This is a genomic window from Paraclostridium sp., assembly GCF_051657365.1.
In the GTDB taxonomy this organism is placed as follows: Bacteria; Bacillota; Clostridia; order Peptostreptococcales; family Peptostreptococcaceae; genus Paraclostridium.
Map to the genome: position 1 here is coordinate 1 of NZ_JBOFKN010000158.1, position 22,397 is coordinate 22,397.

Sequence of the window (22,397 nt, forward strand, 5' to 3'; positions counted from 1 at the left end):
TACATCATTGTTTATCATCAAACATATACCCCACTCTTCTCTTAGTAACTATATATTTATGATAATCATATTTGCTTAACTTCTTTCTTAAATTACTTATGTAAACTTCCACTATATCTATAGTTGAGTCGCTATCTAATCCCCATAATCTATCAAATATTTGCTCTTTTAATAATATAGTTCCTTTATTTAAAAGCAAATATTCTAATAAGTTAAATTGTTTATTAGGAAGTTCTATTTCTTCTTCATTTATTATTACTATTTTTTTATTTAAATCAAGCTTTAAATCTTTAAATTCTAATATATTATTATTATCTAATTTACCTTTAGTTCTTAACATTGCATATATTCTAGCTACTAATTCTTCCATATAAAAAGGTTTTGTCAAATAATCATTCGCACCGAGCATAAATGCTTTTACCTTATCATCTAAACTTTCTTTTGCCGTAAGTATTAAAACTAATACATCTTTATTCTTTTTTCTTATACTTTCTAATATCTCTATTCCGTCCATCCCTGGAAGCATTAAATCTAATACAACAAGATCATATATATTCTGACTTATAAGGTAGTAGGCTTCTTCTCCATTACCTGTACTTTCAACTTGAAAATGAGTTTCTAGTTCTTTTACTATGCTTTTAAGTAAGCTTATATTATCTTCTACTATAAGGATTTTCATTAGTACTCCTCCTCTGTATTTCTATCTACTATTTTATAATAAATTATAAATATTTACCAATATAAAAATATATCTTTTCTTATTATAAATTTTTGCATTTAAATAGAGATGTAAAAACATCTCTATTTAAATAATCTATTCAATTATATATTTTTGAAGATTTTCATTTGAAAAATTAATTATTTCTTTGTGTATAATATTTAATTCATGAAGTTCTCCATTTTTAAGACCATATACTTTATTTGTTATAACTTCAATTAAAGAAAAAAATTCTTCACATTCATCATTGCTTAAATCTTCTATCTTATCATTTATATTTAAAGGTATATTTAAATCTTCATTTTGTATCCCATAAATTTCTTCATTTTCAATATCTTCAAGCATAGCCATAACTATACTTATTACATCACTTATGTCAAATATATTACTTGTCATTTATCAAATGCTCCTTTAATTATAATAATATTAAATTTTTGCAATTCGTTTTACTATACCAACTGCAATTTCCACATATATCCTGTATTATTTCTTCACATATATTATTATATATTAAATTTCTAATTTCTTCATATTCATATATTCCACATCCTAAATTAAAATGATTCATAACTTTTTTATCCATTTGAAGTACTTGTTCATTCGTACTACAAATTCTATCATTCGTATTGTTTGGACATTTTGAGCAAATATTATCTAAATCAACTACAATTTCTACTTTCTGACTTTTATTATTATTCAAAGAATTTATTACATCTATCATGTTATAAGTAAAATCTTCACTATATCCTCTGCCTATAAAAGCTTTCATGCACAAAAAATGGTGTGGTCTTATCTTTAACATGTAAACACCTCTTTTTTAAGTCTTCTTTTAATATTAATACCTATAGTTGTAGCTAAACTTATTTTTATTATATCTGATATTATAAATGGTGCTACACATACTATAAACCCCTCTATCATACTAACTCCAGCTATAAAAGAATACCACATAGTGCCAATCATGTAATTTATACATAACGCTAAAATCATAGAAATCATAATATACGGTATCTTCTCATATTTTTCACTTACATATCCAATTAATAATGCCATTATAGGAAAACTTATTATAAACCCACCTGTATATCCAAATATTATACCTAAACCTCCACTCATTTGAGCAAATATAGGCATACCGATAGCTCCTACCATTACATATATTAACTGTGATATAAATCCTTTTTTAGCTCCTAATATAACCCCACTTATAGTTACCGCAAATACTTGCATAGTAAGTGGAACTGTTGAAAATGGTATTGGTATAGATATCTGAGCTAAAATAGCTGTTATACTTGCAAACATAGCACAAATTATTAGTTCCTTAGTTTTTAATTTCATATTACACCTCTTATTTGTTAACTTCATCATTTTTTTAGTTTACATATTAATTTTACATATTTACATCCTTATTTGTCAACTATTTTACATTCTAAAGTTAACAAAAAAACTATTTCAAAATAAATAGTTAGCATTAATTTTAGCTAATTTATTTTGAAATAGTTTTATAAATTTTTATTTAACAAATAGTTGTAATAATACTCCTGCTGCTACTGCTGATCCTATAACTCCAGCAACATTTGGTCCCATAGCATGCATAAGTAAGAAGTTTGAAGGATTTTCTTCTTGCCCAACTTTTTGTACAACTCTCGCTGCCATAGGAACTGCAGAAACTCCTGCTGCACCTATCATTGGGTTAACCTTACCTTTTGTAAGTTTATACATTATCTTACCAAATATAACTCCCGCTGCTGTTCCAACAGAAAACGCTACAAGCCCCATAGCTGTTATTCCTAATGTTTGTGGTGTTAAGAAAGTTTCTGCATTAGCAGTTGCCCCAACTGTTAATCCAAGTATTATAGTAATAATATATAACATCGGTCCAGTCGCAGTCTCAACTAATTTTGGAACTACTCCACTTTCTTTTATTAAGTTTCCAAACATAAGCATCCCTATTAGTGGTGCTGCTGATGGTAATAATCCTATGACTAATATCATTATAGCTATAGGGAATATTATTTTTTCAGTTTTAGATACTGGTCTTAATTGTTCCATTTTAACCATACGTTCTTCTTTAGTTGTTAAGGCCCTTATTATAGGTGGTTGTATAACTGGAACTAATGCCATATATGAATATGCCGCAAGTGCTATTGTTCCTAATAAATGTGGTGCTAATTGTCCTGTTAAATATATTGCTGTTGGTCCATCTGCCCCACCGATTATACCTATTGATGCTGCCTCTGGTCCTGTGAACTTTAAAAGTATAGCTCCCATAAATGCAAAGAACACTCCAAACTGTGCTGCTGCTCCTAATAAAAGTGTCTTAGGATTTGCAATTATTGGACCAAAATCTGTACTTGCACCTATGCATAAAAATATTAATGGTGGATAAATTCCAAGTTTTGTTCCTTGGTATAAGTAATATAATAACCCTCCGTTTTCAGAGTCTGTAGCTGCTTTCATTAAATCAACACCTGGCATATTAGCAAGTAACATACCTATAGATATTGGTATTAAAAGATATGGCTCATATCCTTTACCTATAGCTAAGTATAAAAATACGCAAGCTATTAAAATCATTATTATTTGTCTATAATCTACCATTGCAAACCCCGTGTTTGCAAAGAAAGTCTGTAACATTTCTAACACGTTAACGCCCCCTATTTCTTCTACGATTATCCTATTTGTACTAAGTTATCTCCAAGGTTTACATTTTGCCCTTTTTCTACATCAACAGAAACAACTGTTCCATCTATTGGAGCTACTATTTCATTTTCCATTTTCATTGCTTCAAGTATAGCTACTACTTGACCTTTTTTAACTAAATCTCCATTTTTAACCATTATATTTACTATAGTTCCTGGCATTGGAGCTTCTACAGCTTCCCCTGCTCCTGTAGATGCAGCTTCATTTTTAGGTTGTGGTGCTGCACTTCTAACTGAGGGTTGTGGCTTTTGTCCTTTTTGAACTTCTTCTATTTCAACTTCGTAAACTTTTCCATTTAATGTTATGTGATATGTTTTAGCGCTCATTTTTATCTCTCCCTTAAATACTTTAATTATATATTCCTATAAAAACTAATTATTTTATTCTTGTTATTTTTTTTACATGAAGATTAGGATTTATTTTTCCATCTCCTGCCATTATAGATGCCGCAAGTGCAACTACTATTCTGTCTTCCTCATCATCTTCTTCAAAAATATTTTGACTTGATCCTAAACCTTTTTTAACTACATTTTCTTTAACCTGTGGCTTTGCTTTAAATATATACTTAAACGAAGCCAATACAAGAGATATTAGTATCAAAGTTAAAAACACTATAGTCATGCTAGATATAGTTATATTAATGGCTTCCATTACACTTATTTCATTACTAAACATTAATTATCACCCATTTTCTACATAGTTACTGTTATATAGTGAATTTCATTTTCTTCACTTAACTCTTCTTCTTTTTTTGGATTGTATTTATTCTCTAAAAAATTCGGTGCTACTTGTGGGAATAATGCAAATGTTATTACATCTTCATCACATTTAGCTAATGAACCTGCCTCTAACTTTATTTTTTCAAATTCTGCTTCTAAAAGATCTGCTGGTCTTACAGTTATAATTTCATCATCACCAATTATCTTTTTCTTAACCTCTTCATCAATAGGCGCTGGTGCTTTTCCATATTGTCCCTTTACATAATCTTTTATCTCTTTTGGTACTAACTTATATCTTTCTCCTGTTAATACATTAAATAAAGCTTGAGTTCCAACCATTTGACTCATAGGTGTAACTAACGGAGGGTATCCAAGATCTGCTCTAACTCTAGGCACTTCTCTTAATACATCTTCATATTTCTCAGTTGCATTTTGTTGTTTTAATTGAGATAGTAAGTTCGATAACATCCCTCCTGGAACCTTGTAGTTTAAAGTTTGCGGTTCCGTTAATAATACTTTTGGATTTAAAGTACCGTTTTCCATATACTTATCTCTTATAGGTTTAAAGTACTCTGCAACCTCTAATAAGGCTTCCATATTTAATCCTGGATTTCTATCCATCTCGCTAAATGTTACAGCCAACGACTCTGTAGGCGGTTGAGATGTTCCTCCTGAAAATGGAGATATTGCAGTATCTATTATATCTACACCAGCTTCAACAGCTTTCATATATATCATATCCGCTATACCACTTGTACAGTGTGTATGTAATTCTATCGGTAATTTACTTATAGATTTCATTTTCTTTACTAAATCATAAGCATTGTATGGTGTTAAAACCCCTGCCATATCTTTTATACATATAGAATCTGCTCCCATAGATTCCATAGTTTTTAATAATTCTAAATAATATTCAGTAGTATGCACATCACTTGTTGTATACGATATCGCACATTGGCAATGTCCACCATACTTTTTTATAGCTTTCATAGATGCTTCTATATTTCTAACATCATTTAAAGCATCAAATACTCTTATTATATCAATACCGTTTTCCAATGAAAGTTTAATAAACCTATCAACTAAATCATCAGCATAGTTTCTGTACCCTAGAAGATTTTGTCCTCTTAAAAGCATTTGTAATTTCGTATTTTTGACTCTTTTTCTTATTTCCCTTAATCTTTCCCATGGATCTTCGTTTAGAAAACGTATGCATGCATCAAATGTTGCTCCACCCCAAACTTCCATAGAATGGTATCCTACCTTATCCATAGTTTCTAATATAGGTAGTATTTCATCTGTAGTTAATCTTGTAGCAATTAAAGATTGATGCCCATCTCTTAATGCTGTTTCAGTTATTTTTAACTGACTCACTATATCCTCACACTCCTAAAATTTAAATATATATACCCAATATAAAATTCACTTCAGTTATATTATATATTGTTTCGTTTAATTTCTAAAGTGTTTTTGATCTTTTTTAATGTTTTTTTAGTGTACTTTTTAAAAACCCATTTCTTTGTTAAGCATTTAACTTTTTTAGGTTACTTTTATATAGTGCCAAAATATTTGTACTATTTAAATTTTTTTATTTTTTGTCTATTTTTATATGTAACTATTGGTATTTTTCTAGTTTTAAGTTAAAATTTTATATATATCAAAAAAACATTTTCATACTATAAATTTGAAAGGTAGTTACTTATGTACAATTGGATTGACGAACTTGTAGATAATACAGATTTCTCTACAAATAAACCTCTGCGAGAAGTTGTTTATGATAGTTTAAAATCAACTATTATAAGTGGTAAAATACCAGTAGGCGAACGAATTATCGAGAAGGAGTATGCTAGTAAACTCAATATTAGCAGAACACCTATACGAGAAGCTTTAAAAAAACTCCAATCTGAAGAACTTGTTGAATATATACCTAAATATGGGGTTGTCGTTAAAAGAGTTAGTAAAGATGATGCTATAGAGGTTTATAAAATACGAGAATCTTTAGAAATACTAGTTATTAATAATGCTATAGACAATATTACTCTACATGAAATAAATCAGATACATGAATTGCTAGATCTAACAGAAGTCAAAAATTGTGAAGGCGACTTAATTGAGGTTCAAAAACTTTTTAAAGATTTTAATACAGCTATATATAAAGCTAGTAAAATGAATAGACTTCCATTAATGATATCTCAGCTCAATGACTATCTACATCATTTTAGAAATATATCAATATTAGATGCAGTTAGAAGAGATAATGCCATAAATGAACATAGACAAATATTAAAAGCTATAATAGATAAGGATAAGAATTTAGCTGAAATGGTTATAAAAAAACACTTATCTGATTCTTTAAATGTTGTTTTAAAAGAAATATAGGATACTCAATTGAGTATCCTATATTTCTTTTAATCTATCATAAACTTCACCTAAAAATATAACTACCGACAATAAATCAGCACTTCCTCCAGGACTTATATTATTTTGAATATATTCCTTTTCTAAATTTAAAGCTAAAATTTTTCCTTGTTTACTACACATTCCACCTTCAGATAATATTTTTTCACAATCCTTTTTTACTTTATTTAAAGTTTCTATATTATGTCTATATACTATAGTACTATCCTGTACTATACTCATAAGTAATAATAACGTATGTGAATAAAGGTCGTTTCCTTTCAAGTTTAATTTTTTATATTCAATCAATACATAATTGAATATAAAATCTAAACCATTTTTTACCTGGCCCCTAATGCCTGTAAATCCATATTCTATGTATAGCTTTTCTCCATGACTTAAATCTTCTTTATAATTTAGATTACTAAAATCCTCTAATATATTTCCAACCATATTCTTTATTATATTTTCTATATTTTCAAATGGCTCTTTATTATAAATAGCATTTGATGTGCTAGCTATAACTATACCCATTAAAAATATCATACCTTTATGAGTATTTACACCATTTGTAACTTCGAACATATTATTTTCTGCATCTATTCCAATTTTTCTTAGTTTATTAAATATATCCTCTATACTATTATACGAATATCCGCATTTAGCCATTTCTTCTAAGTATGGAACTATAGCAAACCCACTTTCTAAAAAAGTATAATAATCCATATCTTTATGCGAACCATTATTTAGGGGAGATACTAGTCCAAATGATGGATACGTTGATACCTCAGCTATAATAGCTTTTAAAGCTATATTCGATAGACTATATGCTATATTATCTCTTTTATGTACGTAATGTTTATACTCCTTATATTTATTTTCAAAGTATTTTTTTATGTCATCTACACTGTGATTTTGATTTCTAGAGCAAATTTTAGCATCTAGTTCGCATAAGAAACATTTCCTACTAGTTTTATCTAAGTCTCTACGTGATATTGTTATTATATTATTTTCACTTACTGCATACACATCTATATCCACACATCTTCCTAAGATATGATTTTCTTCAATTTTAATCATTAAATTTTTAACTTTTACAATATCTAAATTAATTAAAAAATGACATATACAACCTTCTAAGTTTTTATAATCTTGTTTTAATATTATTATATTTTTATATAGTTCATTTATTTCATCACTTATTATTTTATGTATTTCATCTGTTATAAAATTTGATTTTTCTAACCCTGGATAATTAACCCTAACAGTTACTAAGGTTGATTCTATATTTTTTTCTAATAATTTTTTTTGTAATTTTACTCTTGCTTCTCTATCTAATAAAAATTCATCAATTTTGCTTAATTTCATATTGTATTTTTACCCCTTCTTCACTCAAGAAAAATTCATACGTTTCATTTGGAACTATAGATTTCGTTTCTTCAACTTTACCTTGAGATAATAACAACCTAACTTTAGATGCACTTATAACTTTATCATTATTTTTTATTCTTTCTACTATATTAACATTAACATTATATTTAGGTAATATTTCTTTTAGGCTTTCATTATACATATTTGTTACTATACAACATGGCTCACTACCTACATATCTAGACTTTATATTGAATTTATCACAAAAATATTTTCCAAATATATTACAATCGATTTTCGTATACTCTTTTAAACTATCATCACTTTCTTTCAAAAAATAATTTGGAAAAGTTGCACTTGAAATTATATATTCGCTACTTTCTACTACAATTACATTTTTTAAATCCTTAACTCCTTTTTTCACTAATTCAAATCTATTTTCAAATGAAAAAACTGATTTATCTTCTTCTACTAAAAACACTATAACATTTTTATTTTCACTTGACACTTTTTCTATTAAGTATCTATGCCCTAAAGTAAATGGATTACAATTCATAACTAGAGCTGTATATTCTTTTCTTATATCAATTTTGTATTTTTTTATCAAATTTAATAAACTACTCTCTATGCTTTTGTTTCCTATTTCTAATAAACTAACTTTCTCAGTTTCTATAATTAGTTTATACCCTAGATTTTTAAATAAATGTCCATTTTCAGGTTTTGTAAATATAAAATTGTGATATATACCCTCTTCAAATAATTTATTAGTTATACTAGATATTAAAGTATTTGAAATCCCCATCCCCTGGTAATCTTTATGTATAGCAAAACACTTTAATATTTTACCATTTTTTGAACATGTAGCTATTATTTTGTCTTCTTCTTTTATTACGATTGTGTAGTCTATATTTTCATATTTCAAACCAAATTCACTTAAAAAAAATTCTACTTCCTTAAACTCATGTTTAGATTTAAGATTTACAGATTCTATATTGTAATACATTCTATACCTCTCTATCTAATATCAAATACTTTGTTAACAATAGTAAATCCTATCATAAATAAAAATAACACTACAGCTATCAATGCCCCATCTTTTCCACTCGCTATAGTATATTTTACCTTTTTATTAGCTAACGCTTCAGCTTCTTTAAACATTCCTTCTTGTCTTGCTTCCCTTAAAAGTTCTTTATTAGTTTTTCTTTTTTTATTAGCCATGTTCAATCTCCTTTGTATCTTCTAATACCTCTTTATTTATTAAATACTTCTTTATAATAAACAGTATAGCAATTGATATAACTCCAATGAAAAAATCATCCATAGATTCTTTTTTAGGAAGTAGTATTAATTTTCTAGCAATAGCATATAAAAGAACTTCTAATATAGCTTCTGGCTTATGTAATGTTAGCATTATAACTAATTCTATAGCTATGACTAATAATAGTATCTGTGCTAAAATATCATTTAACTGTTCATACTGTACTGGATTTGTAAAATCTACAATATAGTGATTCCATATTATTCTCAAACTGTCTATAGTTCCAAGAACTACAACTAAAATTACTACTATAGCTAGTATAAATTCAAATCTATCTGATATTTTTAAAACTTTACTTTTATTGTAAATTTTACTCATATTATATCCTCTGACATTATATTTTAAATATGTTGAAAAAGAGCGTTGCTTTGTACAACACCCTTTTTATAATATACCTTTAGAAAAATATACCAAACATTATACTAGCTATTACAAGCATCATACCTCCACCAAGTCGTGATGATATTTGTGCAAATGATATTAAATCCATACGTTTTGCCGCTCCTAGTACAGCTAAATCTCCTGATCCACCTCTATTTGCCATACATAGTCCAGCTGTTATAGCAGTTTCTATAGGATAGAAACCTACTATCCATCCTATAACTCCAGATCCTATTATAGCTCCTAAAACTATAAATGTAGCTATAACAACATTAGATAATGTAAATGCTGCTATTATTTCCCCTAAATCAGTCAGTGCTATACCAACCCCAACCATTATAACTAATAAGAATTGTTTAGAGAAGAAACCTTGTAATTTTTTAGAACCTTCTTTTAACTCTGCTGGTATTAAATTTAATAAATTACATGCCGCAACTAAAAGAACCATCCATGCAAATCTGTGTATTTCTATCTTTACATCTATTCCAAACAAAGTAAATTCTGGTATTTTAACCATATCTCCTAATATATTACCTGCAACATAGAATGTAGCTGCTAATATTAATCCAGCTGCAACTTCTCTTGCCGTAACTTTAACTTCTACCTTATCATCTAACTTAGATAAGTCTTCTGCATTTCGTATAAGTTCACCTCTACCATTAAACTTATTCCCAACTTTAGTTTCTCCAAACTTATGTAACATCGCAGCCATTATTATAGCTACTATATTAGCAATAGTTAATATCGACAATGCAAAGGATAAGAATTTCCCTGGGTCTCCTCCTGTTACACTTGCATATATTTCACTCATAGGTATAGCTCCAGCGCCTGTACCTCCACCCATTATAGGTAAAACATACGAAGTTGCTATTTCACTAGCTGGTATGCCAAACATCATTCCACCTAATATACCTAGTGCAAATGCACACGAAACTCCACCTAATATAGCTGGTAAATATCCAGCAAATGCTTTTAATAATAATTTTCTGTTAACCGCTAGTATTGATCCTGTTATAAGAACAGCTATAAATAAATCTAAGAAGTCTGCTGTATCCATAAACATTCTAACAGTTTCTACAGTTGATTCTGGTATAAATCCTATATATACTAGCCACGCTGACCCTAAAAATGCTAATATAGATCCTCCACCAACATATTCCTTCCAAATAGGAATTCTGTCACCTATAGTCCCAAATAATATACCTATAGTATAAAGTAATGCAAATGCTCCTAGTGAGTTATCTGGCAACTTCCCTTGTAACATAGCAAATATCACTATACCTGCAACAACGGCAAACATTTGCCACGGCATTCCAAACATCTTAAAATTGGATTTTACCGATGATTCTTTTTTTATTTTTACATCTACAGTTGTCATTTGTGCAACTCCTCCAAATATTAATTATATAATTCCCATTGGTATAATCTTTGTTTATACCAATTAATAAACCCCATTAATTTACTTTTTTATTTTTTTTACAACGTCGATTATACTTCCATCCCTATACTCTATAACAGCTACAACTTCATCAGTAAACTCTATTTGTTTAGGAGTTCCTAGTAATTTAGTAGCTATAGTTCTTAATTCTTCTAAAGTAACTATTTTTATTCCCTCATCTATAAACTTTTTCTTTAAATCATTACGTTTAGGATTAACCGCAACTCCATAATCGGTAACTACAACATCTACCGTTGACCCTGGCGTAACTACAGTAGTAACTTTATCTATTATTGTAGATATCCTTCCCCTTGTAAGAGGTGCTACTAATATAGATACCTGTGCTGCTGCTGAGGTATCACTATGTCCACCTGATGCGGCTCTTATTACACCATCGGAACCCGATATAACATTTACATTGAAATCAACATCTATTTCAAGCGCACTTAATATAACAAAGTCCAATTTGTTTACTCCTGCAGATTTATTAAATGGATTCGCATAAAAATCGGCACTTACTTCAACATGTCTTTCATTTCTACCTACAGACTCTGCTGCAAATAAATCAAAACTTTGAACATCATATAATTGATTAACTAATCCGTCTTCTAACAATTCCACCATTGGTTTAGTTATCCCACCTAATGCATAACTACATTTTATATTTTGTTTTAACAACTCTTCTTTTACAAATCTAGTTACAGCAAGAGAAGCCCCACCAGAACCTGTTTGCATTGAGAATCCATCTTTAAATAATCCAGATGCTAACATTACATCTAATACTTTCTTTGCCATTAATAATTCTTTAGGATTTGATGTAAATCTCGTAGCCCCAGACATTATGCCTTTCGAGTCTCCTATTTCATCAACTACTACAACATAATCAACTAGCGTTTGTGGTATACTTTGCGGAAAGTTCGGATAATCAACTAATGTATCTGTCACTACTACTACTTTATTTGCATATTGTGCATCTACCATAGCATATCCTAATGATCCGCATATTGATTTTCCTTTTACACCATTTGAATTTCCCATACAGTCAGCTGATGAAGCTGCTAAAAATGCAACATCTATTTTCAAGTCACCTTCAACTATAGCTCTAGCTCTGCCTCCATGAGATCTTATAACTGCTGGATTTTCACCTAATATGCCTTCTGATATCTCATTTGCCAGCCTACCTCTAAGCCCACTACTTTCTATTCGATTTACTACCCCATTTTTTATATGCTCAACTAATCCTCCATGACAATTCGCAAGTGAACTAGATGCTATTCTTATATTTTTAATTCCCATTTCAGCTAGCAAATCAGTTACCATCATCACCAACTTATCCCCAGCTCTAAAATGGTGATGGAAAGATATTGTCATACCATCTTTCACTCCAGATTTTATTATAGCTTCTTTTAAAGAATTTATTACTTTAGTTCTTTTTACCATATTTTTTATATTTTCACTTTCACAATCCATAATAGTACCTTTAGGTTGCTTTCCAAATGCAGTACTATAAGGATTTCTAATTTCATACCCTTTTATATTTTTCAATAAGTTTTCATCAATTCTTTTAATTCTCACTATTTTCACCTCCAACTTTTACTCCTGCAGCCTTAGCTAATGTTAAAACATGTTGAGCTCTTTCTATTATAGGTTTATCTACCATTTTTCCATCTACTGTAAATACTCCTTTTCCTTCAGCTATAGCTTGTTCTGTTGCTTTAACAATTTTGTAGGATTTATCTATTGCCTTTTTATTTGGAGTATAAACCTTATGAACTAACTCTACTTGTCTTGGATGAATTAATGACTTTCCATCAAAACCTAATTGTTTTATAAACTTAGCTTCATTTAAGAATCCTTCATCATTATTAACATCTGAATAAACCGTATCGTGAACACTTACACCTGCAGCTCTTGCTGCTAAAACTACCATACCTCTTGCCGTATGTAGTTCATGCCCTTCTGGTGAACGATCTGTTTTCATGCAAGTAACAAAATCTTCTCCACTTAAAGCTATTCCCATTAATCTTTTAGATGCAGTTGCTATAGGATATGCGTTTATTACTGCAAGAGGAGATTCTAATGCAGCCATAAGTCTAGTAGTTCCGACCTCTACACCTATTTCTTTTTCTATTCTCTCTACTTCCGACTCTACAGTCAAAACATCTTGTGGAGTATCTGTTTTTGGTATTCTTATTATATCAACTCCAGCTCTTACAACTGCTTCTAAGTCTTCTTTCCAAAATTCTGTGTCTAAAGCATTTATCCTGACTACTGTTTCTATATCTAATTCTTTATAATAATCCCCTAATTCTTTTAACATATTATATACTAAAAATCTAGCCGAATCTTTTTCTGTTATTGCTATAGCATCTTCTAAGTCTAGCATAATTGAATCTGGCTTATATATGTGTACATCTCTTATTAATCCCGGATTATTTCCAGGAACAAACAACATTGAACGTCTTAGTTTCATACTTTTTCTCCTTATATGTATTTATATTCTATATTTTGAGCTGATCTATATACAGCTGTTTGTACTCTACTTTTTATAACTGGATCTATTGCCCCTTTATCATTAGCAAATATCTTAGCATTTTCTATATTTAAACTTTTTAAAGTTTCTATTATTACTTTTTCTATCTGCTCCCCAAATTGAGCTATTACTGTACTTTCAAGATTCAATTCTATACCATCGCCATTAGGCTCTATAATTATCTGAATGTCACTTGACTCTAGCGTACCAGCACTAGCTGTTACTATTAATTCCATACTTTTTTGCTCCTTTTCTTTATTACTTATTATTTGTTTTTTTAACATATAAATTGTATACAATTTATATGTTTAGTATACTTAAACTAAGTTTAGCATACAAAATTTCCCCATTCAAGAAAACATTTGCATAACTTGTGTATTTTTAGTGTTTTTATTGCAAAAAAATAAGTACCAGTAAACACTGATACTTATTTTTCTTTATTTTTAGATTTACATGCTTTTATAAATGCTTTTTTTGCATTATACACATGTACTCTTGCTACCTTCTCTGCTGCTTCTTCATCTCCAACTTCAATAGCCTTAACTATATCCCTATGCTCTTTAAGAGCTTCTTTCCTTCTTTCGTCAGTCAATAAACTTACTTTTCTCAAACTTTTCAAATAATCATATATAGTCTCTAGTCGTTCTATAAGCCTTTTATTTTTACTTGCATTTAATAATATTTCATTATACTCGTTATGAGCCTTAATATATTCCATATTGTTGCCACTGCTTATACAATATTCCATTTCATTTATAATTTCATTTAGTCTTCTTATTTCTATTCTAGTAATATGCAAACAAGCTAATCTTGAAACTAATCCCTCTAAAACTTCTCTTATATCATATATTTCAATTGCATCCTCTTTAGATATTCCTTTAACCAGCGTACCTTTTCTAGGAACATTAACTGCTAATCCCTCTATCTCCAATTGCCTTAAAGCTTCTCTTACAGGAGTTCTACTAATACCCATAATCTCAGCTATGTGATTTTCAATTAATCTATCTCCTTGATTTAACTTTCCATCGAATATAGCATTTCTAATTTCATGTAAAACAATCTCTCTAATCGGCCTTAAATCGTCATTCTCAACTTTATTTAAAATAATATTCATATATATCTACATCCTTAAATTCAACTATTTTTTCCCTTAATAGTATTATAGTTCCTAATGCTTTAATATACAAATTTTTTATAAATTACAATTAATTAATAATTCCTAAATCTTCAAATGGGAATAATCTCAAGCTTACTTCTCCAACTATATCACCTTTATTTATAACTCCAACATCTTCATCTCTACTATCTTTACTTACAAATCTATTATCACCCATAGCAAAATAGCTACCTTCCGGTATAATAATATCTATATTTCCATCTGTATATTCATCACATATATATGGTTCATCTACGACTACATCATTTATATATACCTCTCCGCCCTCTATTACGAGATGTTCATTCGGTAATCCTATTATTCTTTTAACCAAGCTTTTTTTATTTTCCTCTTCGTTTTTTAAATCTGTTTTAAAAACGACTATATCACCTCTATTTGGATTATCACTTTTATATGCTAACTTATTTATTATTAAATAATCTTCAGTATTTATAGTCGGGTACATAGATTCACCACTAACTACAGTAGGAACAGCAAAATAGGTTACTATACCTCCCATAAATGCAGCTAAGATTATAACCTTTACCCATTCAAAAACTTTATTTTTCATAGCAAACCCTCCATACATATATTTATATAATTAGTTTTCTATTTTTATAAATATATGTCCTTTGCTATTTCTTGCCTTTCGTACGCTATCTTCTCCTATAAAAAAACCCCAGATAACAATTTATTATCTAGGGTTACATATATACTTATTATATTAAATAATAGGGTTTAACATTCTTTCTTTTAATACTTCTTTCGCTTTTTGATAGTATTTATTGTATTTTTCTTTCGGATAATCTCTAAAATTAGATAATTCTCCCTTAACTCCATAATTTCTAAATGGTATTAATTTAAATTTAGTATACTGGTTTAAATTTAATATATATTCTAACTCACTATGAAATACTTTTTCATTATCATTTATATCTTCTATCAAAACAGTTCTAATTTCGTATAATTTATTAGATTCAGAACATTTTTTTATATTCTCTAGAACTACATCAATTTCTATTGCCGTAACTTTTTTATGAATGTTATTTTCAAAAGCTTTTAAGTCAAACATAAAACCATCTACACTTTTCAAAAGATTATCTGCATCTTTTTTATTTATATTCCCATTAGTATCTATAAAGACATTAAGATTAGTTTCTTTATGAACTATTTTAGTAAACTCTATTATAAAATTACTATATAGAGTACATTCGCCTCCAGAGAAGGTTACTCCATCTATCAGACTTTTATATTTACTTACATAGTCAAATAGTTGCTTTGGTGTATAATATGTAATTTTAGGAGATGAATAATTATTACATACATTTATACACTCATCACAATTCATACATTTATCTTTATCATAAATTATAGTATCATCAAACTTTATTGCACCTACTTTACATGTATTTAAACATTTTTTACAAGATTTACATATATTTTGTGTTTCTGGATTATGACAATATATACACTTCATATTACAGCCTTGTAAAAATATACTTATTCTACATCCCGGACCATCAATAAAGCTCATATTTATAATTTTATTGACAGGAGCTTTCATTATAAATTTCTAACCTTTCTTTCTCCTATTCCATTTTTCATAGTTAATGCTCCTAATACTACAGAGTCTTCTCTTAAACTTTCGCCTTCATTGAATTTATTTATATCACTCTTTTTGACTAAGTATCCAGTTATTCTAACAAATTCTGAAGAATTACTATTTATAGATAAAACTCTTATTCCGTTCTCAAGGGCACCCTTTACAACTCTTAGCATGCCATCTATGTTATTTTTAGCAGTTTCATCAAATAAATATATATCACTACACCCCGTATTAAAATATTTATGAAGTCTACCTGATAAATTTATATGATCAAATACATTAGGCTCACAACCATACTTAATTCTTATAGCTGGTGTAGTATCTATATCTGATTCTAATCCTCCCTGTGCATGAACTCCATGTTTTCCATTTGTTCCTCCACAATATATAGCATTCTCAGATTCAACTAATTGAGCAAATTTTTTGCATATCTCTTCAGCAATATCATTTGCCTTTTCATCATGTCCCATTTGTTTCCCTGTAAAAATTTCTACGCATTCAAATGTTCCATATATTCCTAACATTGATGTAAATTTATCTAAATCTATCAATCCTTCTTTAGCTAAGAATGAACTTTCAAAAAACTTAACTTCTTCTACTAAATACTTTATTCTTGCATTAGTAAGGTCTGCTAATGCTTTAACAGCTTCTGGAAGTTTATTTTCCATGAAATCTTCATAATTATCACTTTCCATAGCTAATGCCTTTAAGTTAATTCTTGTTAATGTATGTGCTCCTCCGCCTATTCTTAAAGAGTTATAACAACTAACTACGCCATAGTCTTCTCCTAAATCTTTAGTCATCAACTTATGATTTACAAAGTATGGTTTTATATTTTCAAGAGCTGACTCTATTGCATATTTTATAAGATCATCTGGAGTTTCTTCATTACATTTTAAAGTAACATTAGGTATCGTTTTTCTTAACTCTCTTTCTATTTGTATTACTAATCTTGCGACCCTACTGTCTTTTGGTCCTATATTCATATGAACAAATGCATCCGGTAAATTTCTATCTATATTTATAAGTAACATCTTTATTAAGTTATAAGCTTCTTTTTCACTCACAGTATCTATAAACGGTTCAAGTACATCATCAATTTGACCTACATATACTGGATATCCAGTTATAGAAGGGACATATCTATAAATTATCATTAAAGCATTAACTGCTTCATATAAATCTTTCGGGGGCTCTATATCTAAATATTCACTACCTTTTTTTATAAATTTAACATAATCAGGTAGCACATATCTAGGTCTATAAGGTCTCGTACCTTCATTCATATCACATAAAATTTTTCTATTTAAATATGATTTTGTTTCATCACTTATTTTTAAAGGAGATAAAGAATCCTCTGCTAATCTCGCCATAGTTGCTCTCTTCTCATGATATTGCATATCCGTAGAGTGTAATATTTGTTCTATACTGTTCATTACTTAATCCTCCATTGTTATGTATTTGTTATATCAATTCTATCACACTAATAAACTTTTGTTAATACTAATAAACTTTTATTTAGCGTCATCTTTAAAACGTTTTCTTGATTGAGAATAATTTATATTTATACCTTTTAGTCACATATACTTTTATTGAAATATAAAAAATGATATTAAAATATTTTATTGAATATTTTAATATCATTTTTTATCCTTAATACCCTATATATAATCCAATAGTTAAAAAAGCTATACAGACTAATATCATTATTCCAAATAAAGGAGCTACAAATCTTACCCATCTAGACCAAGGTACTTTTGCAAAAGCTAAAGCTCCCATTAACACTCCTGATGTTGGTGTTATTAAGTTTATAAGTCCAGTTCCAAATTGATAAGCCGTAACTATCAACTGGCTAGACACACCTACTAAATCTGAAAGTGGTGCTAATACTGGTATTGTAAGTGATGCTAATCCTGATGATGAAGGAATTAAAAATGCTAAGAAAGATTCAAGCACAAAAGATAAATTTATAAATACAAATTTAGGTAGTTTACTTAGCATATCTGCAGAATAATTTAGTAAAGTATCTATTATATGTCCATTTTGTGCAACTATAACTATTCCACGAGCAAGTGCAATTGCAAGTGCTGCAGATACTAAATCAGAAGCACCCGATAAAAATGAATCAACAATTTCATCTTGTTTGAGTCCCCCAAATATGCCTGAAAAAATACCTATCATGCAAAAAATCATAGCTATTTCAGGTATATACCAATCCATCTTTAAAACGCCATAAACCATAATACCCATTCCACCTATGAATATAGCTAGCACAATAGCTTCTTTTAATGTAAACTGCTTTATGTTTGACTCATCCATTATAAAATGTTTTTTATGTTCTTTATCTAATTCATAAACTATAGATTCTTTTGGATCTTTTTTTACCTTACTCGCATATAGCATTACGAATGAAATTGATATTGTTATAATTATTACAAATATAATAGCTCTATATCCTATTCCTGACCCTGGTGCTATATCTGCTAATGCTTGAGCAATTCCTACTGAAAATGGGTTTATCGTTGACGCTAAAACCCCAGATCCAGATCCTAAAAATACAGTACTTATTGCAGTTAAAGAATCATATCCCAAATTTGTCATTAATGGAATAAATATCATATAAAAAGGGAGTGTTTCTTCATTCATTCCAAATGTTGATCCTCCTAATCCAAATAGTATCATAGATACTGGTATTATAAGAACCTCCAATCCATTTAACTTCTTAACTACATGATTTATTCCCGATTCTATCGCTCCTGTCTTATTAACTATTCCAAAAGCTCCTCCTACTAATAATACAAATCCAACTACTTCAGCCGCATCTACAAATCCATTTATAGGCGCTAAAAATATATCTTGTATTCCTTGAGGATTAGATTCTACTTGATGATATGTCCCAGGTTTTACTACCATTCTTCCACCTATATCAACTCGTTGAAATTCCCCGCTTGGTATTATCCAAGTAAGCACCGCAATTAATACTATGAGTAAAAATATTATAGTAAAAGTATGCGGTATAGCTAGTTTTTTCTTTAATTTAAGCATTACTAAATCTCCTATTTACATTATTTAATTTTTATGTAGAATTATATCATAATTTGTAAATTAAATAACTATTATAGTAAAATTTAGAAATTATTTTAACATTCTATAACTTCTAATTTTTCTCATAAAAGATTTTTTATTTTCTTTTAAATTTAAAATTATTTTTAAATATATAAATAATCACAATTATAATTATTAATATAGCTACTACCAATGAGTATTGTTTAAGTATAGATGTTATAAGATTTAAATTGTCGCCTAGTAAATATCCACATGATATCAATATTGCGTTCCATATAGTTATTCCTATTGTAGAATATATTATAAATGCTATTATATTCATCTTTATAACTCCTGCAACGATTGATATAAAAGTTCTTGCAACTGGCACCAATCTAGATATCATAATTGATAATCTATCATATTTTTTTATCCAAGAATAAGATGCTCTTATTGATTTTTTAGTACTTGGAAATTTTATAGATAACGTATCTATTAGAGGTTTCCCAAACTTTAACCCTAAATAATAATTTATTATAGAGCCAACTACACCTCCTAATGTAGATACCATTAATACTTGTATAAAATCTATATTATATTCACATGCAAATATACCCACTACTGGTAAAACGACTTCGCTAGGTAGAGGAAGATTTGCATATTCGAGTGCAACAATAATAAAAATACTTACTAATCCATAGTTCACCATAAATTCTTCTATTAATAATCTAGTATCCAACACTACACCTCTTTTGATTGAATTTATACACTACTATGTTTTAAACAGTACTGTACTTTATTATAATACCATATGAAATATATCTATATCAAGTTCGTTATACATTTTATACCTTAATTTTACATAAATATTTATAATTTGATTTGTTCAATATTGTATTTTTGTATTTCATAGCTATTTTGCTCACAAATTGTATTTAGTAATGTTTTGAAATTTCACACTATTGGTTGTACAATTTAAGTATAAGGCATTACTTTAATGAACTTTTGGGGGGTTTGTATATGTCTATACTAATTTTAGTCATTTTCATGTTATTTTTAATTTATTTTTTATCTATAGTTTGTATAAGATATAGTTATATATCTAATTTAGCTTTAAAAAGCAAATTTGATTTCAATTCATTTCATATTAGAAAAAACATTTTAAAATCAGATAATAGTTTTAATAAACTAACTGGAGAAATAGCCCTTTCTTTGTTTAAAATGTACAATAAGTGTTGATAAAAATACAAAGCGTTAATTAATTATTAACGCTTTGTATCTTTTATTTTAATTCATCTATATATAGTTTTAATTTTTCTTTTAACGATTCTATTTCATACTCATTAAGATATATTTCTTTAGAACTTTCAAATATACCTTGATTAATTTTTATGATTTCATCGCTAGCTTTAATATAAGTTCCAATTAACATATTTTTTATATCATCTTTTATACTTTCTTTAAATTCTTCTATATCAATTAATATATCTTTATTTATTTGTTCTCTTTTTAACTTGTCATATGCTATTTTTCCAATACCGCCAGTTAAAGTTCCTGCTAAAAGAAGTGGTGGACAATAAGTAAGCATAGCAGTTCCTATAGTCAAACTATGAGCAGATGTTCCTAGTGCTGCAGCATACATTGCTACCGCACTTCCTGAAGTTGCTCCAAGTATAGCACCTGTACCTATGGTTGCTAGCATTTCATTTATATTTATATCTTCTTCGCTTAATTTCACCTTTGGTAAATCAATTTCACAATCTATATAATTTATATTATTTACAAATTTCTTTATGTTTTTATTACTTATTTCATTTACTTCTTTTATACATTCATCCCATTCATAAAAAAACAATTCATCTAATTCCATTTTCTTATCATTTATAATATTATTTATATAACTTTCATTTATATAATCATTAGCTATTTCCACACTCTTATTTATTCTAGATATCTCTTCAACTAAAAATTTTTTATTAATCCATTCATTTATTTCAAATTCCATCTTAGCTTCTATATAGTCATATTTATTTTTCAATAAATTTTTATGGCTTATCATTTCAGACTCTATCATCTCTAGAGATTTTAAATATTCATAATGATATATTTTTTCTTTGTGCTTTAATGCATCAACAGATGCAATTATACTTTCTAACTTTATATTATCTGTATTAATAGAAATATTACTTAATAATTCTATTAATTTATTGTAATTATTACTTAGATTTACAGGATACTCAATAATTATATCAGTTAATTTAGCAGTAGCCTTTTTACTTATAGAATTTTGATATTCTAGATAAGATGATATTAAAAAGAATTCTTCTATATATAAACCGTATTCTTCTCGTGCATAACTCAAAGTTTCTTCATACTCACATTCTAGTAAATCGCATTTATTCAATACTCCTACTATAGGCTTACCATACGAGTGTATTAATTCTAAAGAATCCTTAATATCTTCTTGCCCTATATGAGTTGAATCAAATACAAATAAAATAAAATCTGTGTTTTGTATATATTTCATAGTTTTACTTTCATTATTTGTAGTTATGCTTTTTAATCCCGGCGTATCAACTAAGTTTATATTTTTTAAAAAATCAGAATTAACTCCTATATTTATACATTCCTTATCTACCTTCAAATTTGATTCTTCACTATAATATACATTTATTATAGTAGATGTAGCTTCTAAAACATCTACTTCAGAAATTTCTTTACCTACTATAGAATTTACTAAGGTTGACTTTCCTGATTTAACTTCTCCTATAATAGCTATTTTAAAAGGACTAATAGGTTTTTCTAAAAGAATCTCTAAGTTATTCATTACATCTTCTAAATTATATTGTATAACTTTTTTAAATGGTATACTTATTTCATTTAATAAGTAATTTCTAATTGGAGATTCTATAAATACATATTTAATTTCTTCAGTATAATTATTTAAATTTTTCATTTTAATCCCCCCACTTTTCTATTAGATTATTAATATTATTTATAAATAATACATGA

25 protein-coding genes are annotated in these 22,397 nt (G+C 28.2%); 2 read left to right on the forward strand and 23 right to left on the reverse strand.

The window, feature by feature from the left end; all coding sequences use genetic code 11:
- Window positions 1–4 precede the first annotated feature (4 nt).
- From ACRCYC_RS11960 to ACRCYC_RS11995, 8 genes are all read right to left on the reverse strand, one after another.
- On the reverse strand, window positions 5–679 hold the full coding sequence (locus ACRCYC_RS11960; RefSeq protein WP_438619368.1) for a response regulator transcription factor: 675 nt from the start codon (window positions 677–679) through the stop codon (window positions 5–7).
- A gap of 135 nt (window positions 680–814) precedes the next feature.
- Window positions 815–1,114, reverse strand: a complete 300-nt coding sequence (locus tag ACRCYC_RS11965; RefSeq protein ID WP_438619369.1) for a hypothetical protein — start codon at window positions 1,112–1,114, stop codon at window positions 815–817.
- Window positions 1,115–1,133: 19 nt separating this feature from the next.
- The gene (locus ACRCYC_RS11970; RefSeq protein WP_438619370.1) at window positions 1,134–1,520 is read right to left on the reverse strand and encodes a DUF1284 domain-containing protein; all 387 of its coding nucleotides are present in this window, start codon (window positions 1,518–1,520) and stop codon (window positions 1,134–1,136) included.
- Entirely contained in the window at window positions 1,514–2,056 is a 543-nt protein-coding gene (locus ACRCYC_RS11975; protein ID WP_438619371.1) for a biotin transporter BioY, read from the reverse strand. The genes ACRCYC_RS11970 and ACRCYC_RS11975 overlap by 7 nt, the downstream gene beginning before the upstream one ends.
- Before the next feature lie 174 nt (window positions 2,057–2,230).
- The gene (locus tag ACRCYC_RS11980; RefSeq protein ID WP_438619392.1) at window positions 2,231–3,355 is read right to left on the reverse strand and encodes a sodium ion-translocating decarboxylase subunit beta; all 1,125 of its coding nucleotides are present in this window, start codon (window positions 3,353–3,355) and stop codon (window positions 2,231–2,233) included.
- A 35-nt stretch (window positions 3,356–3,390) separates the two neighbouring features.
- Window positions 3,391–3,747 (reverse strand): biotin/lipoyl-containing protein, encoded by a 357-nt coding sequence (locus ACRCYC_RS11985; RefSeq protein ID WP_438619372.1) that lies wholly within the window; start codon window positions 3,745–3,747, stop codon window positions 3,391–3,393.
- A gap of 49 nt (window positions 3,748–3,796) precedes the next feature.
- Entirely contained in the window at window positions 3,797–4,096 is a 300-nt protein-coding gene (locus ACRCYC_RS11990; protein WP_438619373.1) for an OadG family protein, read from the reverse strand.
- A gap of 17 nt (window positions 4,097–4,113) precedes the next feature.
- A complete protein-coding gene (locus ACRCYC_RS11995) occupies window positions 4,114–5,514 on the reverse strand; it encodes an oxaloacetate decarboxylase subunit alpha (RefSeq protein ID WP_438619374.1) in 1,401 nt (466 codons plus the stop codon).
- A gap of 327 nt (window positions 5,515–5,841) precedes the next feature.
- Here ACRCYC_RS11995 and ACRCYC_RS12000 point away from each other — a divergent pair, with 327 nt between their 5' ends.
- On the forward strand, window positions 5,842–6,519 hold the full coding sequence (locus ACRCYC_RS12000) for a GntR family transcriptional regulator (RefSeq protein WP_438619375.1): 678 nt from the start codon (window positions 5,842–5,844) through the stop codon (window positions 6,517–6,519).
- An 18-nt stretch (window positions 6,520–6,537) separates the two neighbouring features.
- On the opposite strand, the gene citG is transcribed toward ACRCYC_RS12000, so the two are convergent.
- The 14 genes from citG to ACRCYC_RS12070 form a co-directional block, all read right to left on the reverse strand.
- Window positions 6,538–7,905, reverse strand: coding sequence for a triphosphoribosyl-dephospho-CoA synthase CitG (gene citG, locus ACRCYC_RS12005; protein ID WP_438619376.1), 1,368 nt, complete (start codon window positions 7,903–7,905; stop codon window positions 6,538–6,540).
- Window positions 7,886–8,911, reverse strand: coding sequence for a [citrate (pro-3S)-lyase] ligase (gene citC, locus ACRCYC_RS12010; RefSeq protein ID WP_438619377.1), 1,026 nt, complete (start codon window positions 8,909–8,911; stop codon window positions 7,886–7,888). The genes citG and citC overlap by 20 nt, the downstream gene beginning before the upstream one ends.
- A gap of 11 nt (window positions 8,912–8,922) precedes the next feature.
- Entirely contained in the window at window positions 8,923–9,126 is a 204-nt protein-coding gene (locus tag ACRCYC_RS12015; protein ID WP_438619378.1) for a hypothetical protein, read from the reverse strand.
- Entirely contained in the window at window positions 9,119–9,544 is a 426-nt protein-coding gene (locus tag ACRCYC_RS12020) for a phosphate-starvation-inducible PsiE family protein (protein WP_438619379.1), read from the reverse strand. Before ACRCYC_RS12020 ends, ACRCYC_RS12015 begins: the two co-directional genes overlap by 8 nt.
- 79 nt (window positions 9,545–9,623) lie before the next feature.
- Entirely contained in the window at window positions 9,624–10,985 is a 1,362-nt protein-coding gene (citS, locus tag ACRCYC_RS12025; protein WP_438619380.1) for a citrate/sodium symporter CitS, read from the reverse strand.
- A gap of 81 nt (window positions 10,986–11,066) precedes the next feature.
- Complete coding sequence (gene citF / locus ACRCYC_RS12030) at window positions 11,067–12,620, reverse strand: citrate lyase subunit alpha (protein ID WP_438619381.1); 1,554 nt, start codon at window positions 12,618–12,620, stop codon at window positions 11,067–11,069.
- On the reverse strand, window positions 12,610–13,518 hold the full coding sequence (locus ACRCYC_RS12035) for an aldolase/citrate lyase family protein (RefSeq protein ID WP_438619382.1): 909 nt from the start codon (window positions 13,516–13,518) through the stop codon (window positions 12,610–12,612). The genes citF and ACRCYC_RS12035 overlap by 11 nt, the downstream gene beginning before the upstream one ends.
- A gap of 11 nt (window positions 13,519–13,529) precedes the next feature.
- Window positions 13,530–13,814, reverse strand: coding sequence for a citrate lyase acyl carrier protein (citD, locus tag ACRCYC_RS12040; RefSeq protein WP_438619383.1), 285 nt, complete (start codon window positions 13,812–13,814; stop codon window positions 13,530–13,532).
- 191 nt (window positions 13,815–14,005) lie between these two features.
- Window positions 14,006–14,692: a GntR family transcriptional regulator gene (locus ACRCYC_RS12045; RefSeq protein WP_438619384.1), complete on the reverse strand. Its 687-nt coding sequence runs from the start codon at window positions 14,690–14,692 to the stop codon at window positions 14,006–14,008.
- Window positions 14,693–14,783: 91 nt separating this feature from the next.
- Window positions 14,784–15,305, reverse strand: coding sequence for a signal peptidase I (lepB, locus tag ACRCYC_RS12050; RefSeq protein ID WP_438619385.1), 522 nt, complete (start codon window positions 15,303–15,305; stop codon window positions 14,784–14,786).
- A 153-nt stretch (window positions 15,306–15,458) separates the two neighbouring features.
- Window positions 15,459–16,298 carry a YjjW family glycine radical enzyme activase gene (locus ACRCYC_RS12055; RefSeq protein WP_438619386.1) on the reverse strand — a complete coding sequence of 280 codons (840 nt, stop codon included), beginning with the start codon at window positions 16,296–16,298 and terminating at the stop codon, window positions 15,459–15,461.
- Window positions 16,298–17,776, reverse strand: coding sequence for a YjjI family glycine radical enzyme (locus ACRCYC_RS12060; protein ID WP_438619387.1), 1,479 nt, complete (start codon window positions 17,774–17,776; stop codon window positions 16,298–16,300). The genes ACRCYC_RS12055 and ACRCYC_RS12060 overlap by 1 nt, the downstream gene beginning before the upstream one ends.
- Window positions 17,777–17,993: 217 nt before the next feature.
- Complete coding sequence (locus tag ACRCYC_RS12065; protein WP_438619388.1) at window positions 17,994–19,385, reverse strand: YfcC family protein; 1,392 nt, start codon at window positions 19,383–19,385, stop codon at window positions 17,994–17,996.
- Between the two features lie 136 nt (window positions 19,386–19,521).
- Window positions 19,522–20,124: a DedA family protein gene (locus tag ACRCYC_RS12070; protein WP_438619389.1), complete on the reverse strand. Its 603-nt coding sequence runs from the start codon at window positions 20,122–20,124 to the stop codon at window positions 19,522–19,524.
- A gap of 281 nt (window positions 20,125–20,405) precedes the next feature.
- Here ACRCYC_RS12070 and ACRCYC_RS12075 point away from each other — a divergent pair, with 281 nt between their 5' ends.
- Entirely contained in the window at window positions 20,406–20,624 is a 219-nt protein-coding gene (locus tag ACRCYC_RS12075) for a hypothetical protein (protein ID WP_438619390.1), read from the forward strand.
- A 43-nt stretch (window positions 20,625–20,667) separates the two neighbouring features.
- Here ACRCYC_RS12075 and ACRCYC_RS12080 read toward each other — a convergent pair whose 3' ends face one another.
- Window positions 20,668–22,341: a dynamin family protein gene (locus ACRCYC_RS12080; RefSeq protein ID WP_438619391.1), complete on the reverse strand. Its 1,674-nt coding sequence runs from the start codon at window positions 22,339–22,341 to the stop codon at window positions 20,668–20,670.
- Window positions 22,342–22,397 lie beyond the last annotated feature (56 nt).

Bases quoted from the DNA above. Each gene is read 5' to 3' on its own strand.
- ACRCYC_RS12000 (WP_438619375.1), top strand. From the start codon at position 5,842: ATGTACAATTGGATTGACGAACTTGTAGATAATACAGATTTCTCTACA.
- ACRCYC_RS12075 (WP_438619390.1), top strand. From the start codon at position 20,406: ATGTCTATACTAATTTTAGTCATTTTCATGTTATTTTTAATTTATTTT.
- ACRCYC_RS12080 (WP_438619391.1), bottom strand. From the start codon at position 22,341: ATGAAAAATTTAAATAATTATACTGAAGAAATTAAATATGTATTTATA.
- citC (WP_438619377.1), bottom strand. From the start codon at position 8,911: ATGTATTACAATATAGAATCTGTAAATCTTAAATCTAAACATGAGTTT.
- citS (WP_438619380.1), bottom strand. From the start codon at position 10,985: ATGACAACTGTAGATGTAAAAATAAAAAAAGAATCATCGGTAAAATCC.
- lepB (WP_438619385.1), bottom strand. From the start codon at position 15,305: ATGAAAAATAAAGTTTTTGAATGGGTAAAGGTTATAATCTTAGCTGCA.
- ACRCYC_RS11980 (WP_438619392.1), bottom strand. From the start codon at position 3,355: ATGTTACAGACTTTCTTTGCAAACACGGGGTTTGCAATGGTAGATTAT.
- ACRCYC_RS12060 (WP_438619387.1), bottom strand. From the start codon at position 17,776: ATGAACAGTATAGAACAAATATTACACTCTACGGATATGCAATATCAT.
- ACRCYC_RS12035 (WP_438619382.1), bottom strand. From the start codon at position 13,518: ATGAAACTAAGACGTTCAATGTTGTTTGTTCCTGGAAATAATCCGGGA.
- ACRCYC_RS11965 (WP_438619369.1), bottom strand. From the start codon at position 1,114: ATGACAAGTAATATATTTGACATAAGTGATGTAATAAGTATAGTTATG.
- ACRCYC_RS11975 (WP_438619371.1), bottom strand. From the start codon at position 2,056: ATGAAATTAAAAACTAAGGAACTAATAATTTGTGCTATGTTTGCAAGT.
- ACRCYC_RS11960 (WP_438619368.1), bottom strand. From the start codon at position 679: ATGAAAATCCTTATAGTAGAAGATAATATAAGCTTACTTAAAAGCATA.
- ACRCYC_RS12045 (WP_438619384.1), bottom strand. From the start codon at position 14,692: ATGAATATTATTTTAAATAAAGTTGAGAATGACGATTTAAGGCCGATT.
- ACRCYC_RS12020 (WP_438619379.1), bottom strand. From the start codon at position 9,544: ATGAGTAAAATTTACAATAAAAGTAAAGTTTTAAAAATATCAGATAGA.
- ACRCYC_RS11990 (WP_438619373.1), bottom strand. From the start codon at position 4,096: ATGTTTAGTAATGAAATAAGTGTAATGGAAGCCATTAATATAACTATA.
- citD (WP_438619383.1), bottom strand. From the start codon at position 13,814: ATGGAATTAATAGTAACAGCTAGTGCTGGTACGCTAGAGTCAAGTGAC.
- ACRCYC_RS11985 (WP_438619372.1), bottom strand. From the start codon at position 3,747: ATGAGCGCTAAAACATATCACATAACATTAAATGGAAAAGTTTACGAA.
- citG (WP_438619376.1), bottom strand. From the start codon at position 7,905: ATGAAATTAAGCAAAATTGATGAATTTTTATTAGATAGAGAAGCAAGA.
- ACRCYC_RS12015 (WP_438619378.1), bottom strand. From the start codon at position 9,126: ATGGCTAATAAAAAAAGAAAAACTAATAAAGAACTTTTAAGGGAAGCA.
- ACRCYC_RS12065 (WP_438619388.1), bottom strand. From the start codon at position 19,385: ATGCTTAAATTAAAGAAAAAACTAGCTATACCGCATACTTTTACTATA.
- ACRCYC_RS12055 (WP_438619386.1), bottom strand. From the start codon at position 16,298: ATGAAAGCTCCTGTCAATAAAATTATAAATATGAGCTTTATTGATGGT.
- ACRCYC_RS11970 (WP_438619370.1), bottom strand. From the start codon at position 1,520: ATGTTAAAGATAAGACCACACCATTTTTTGTGCATGAAAGCTTTTATA.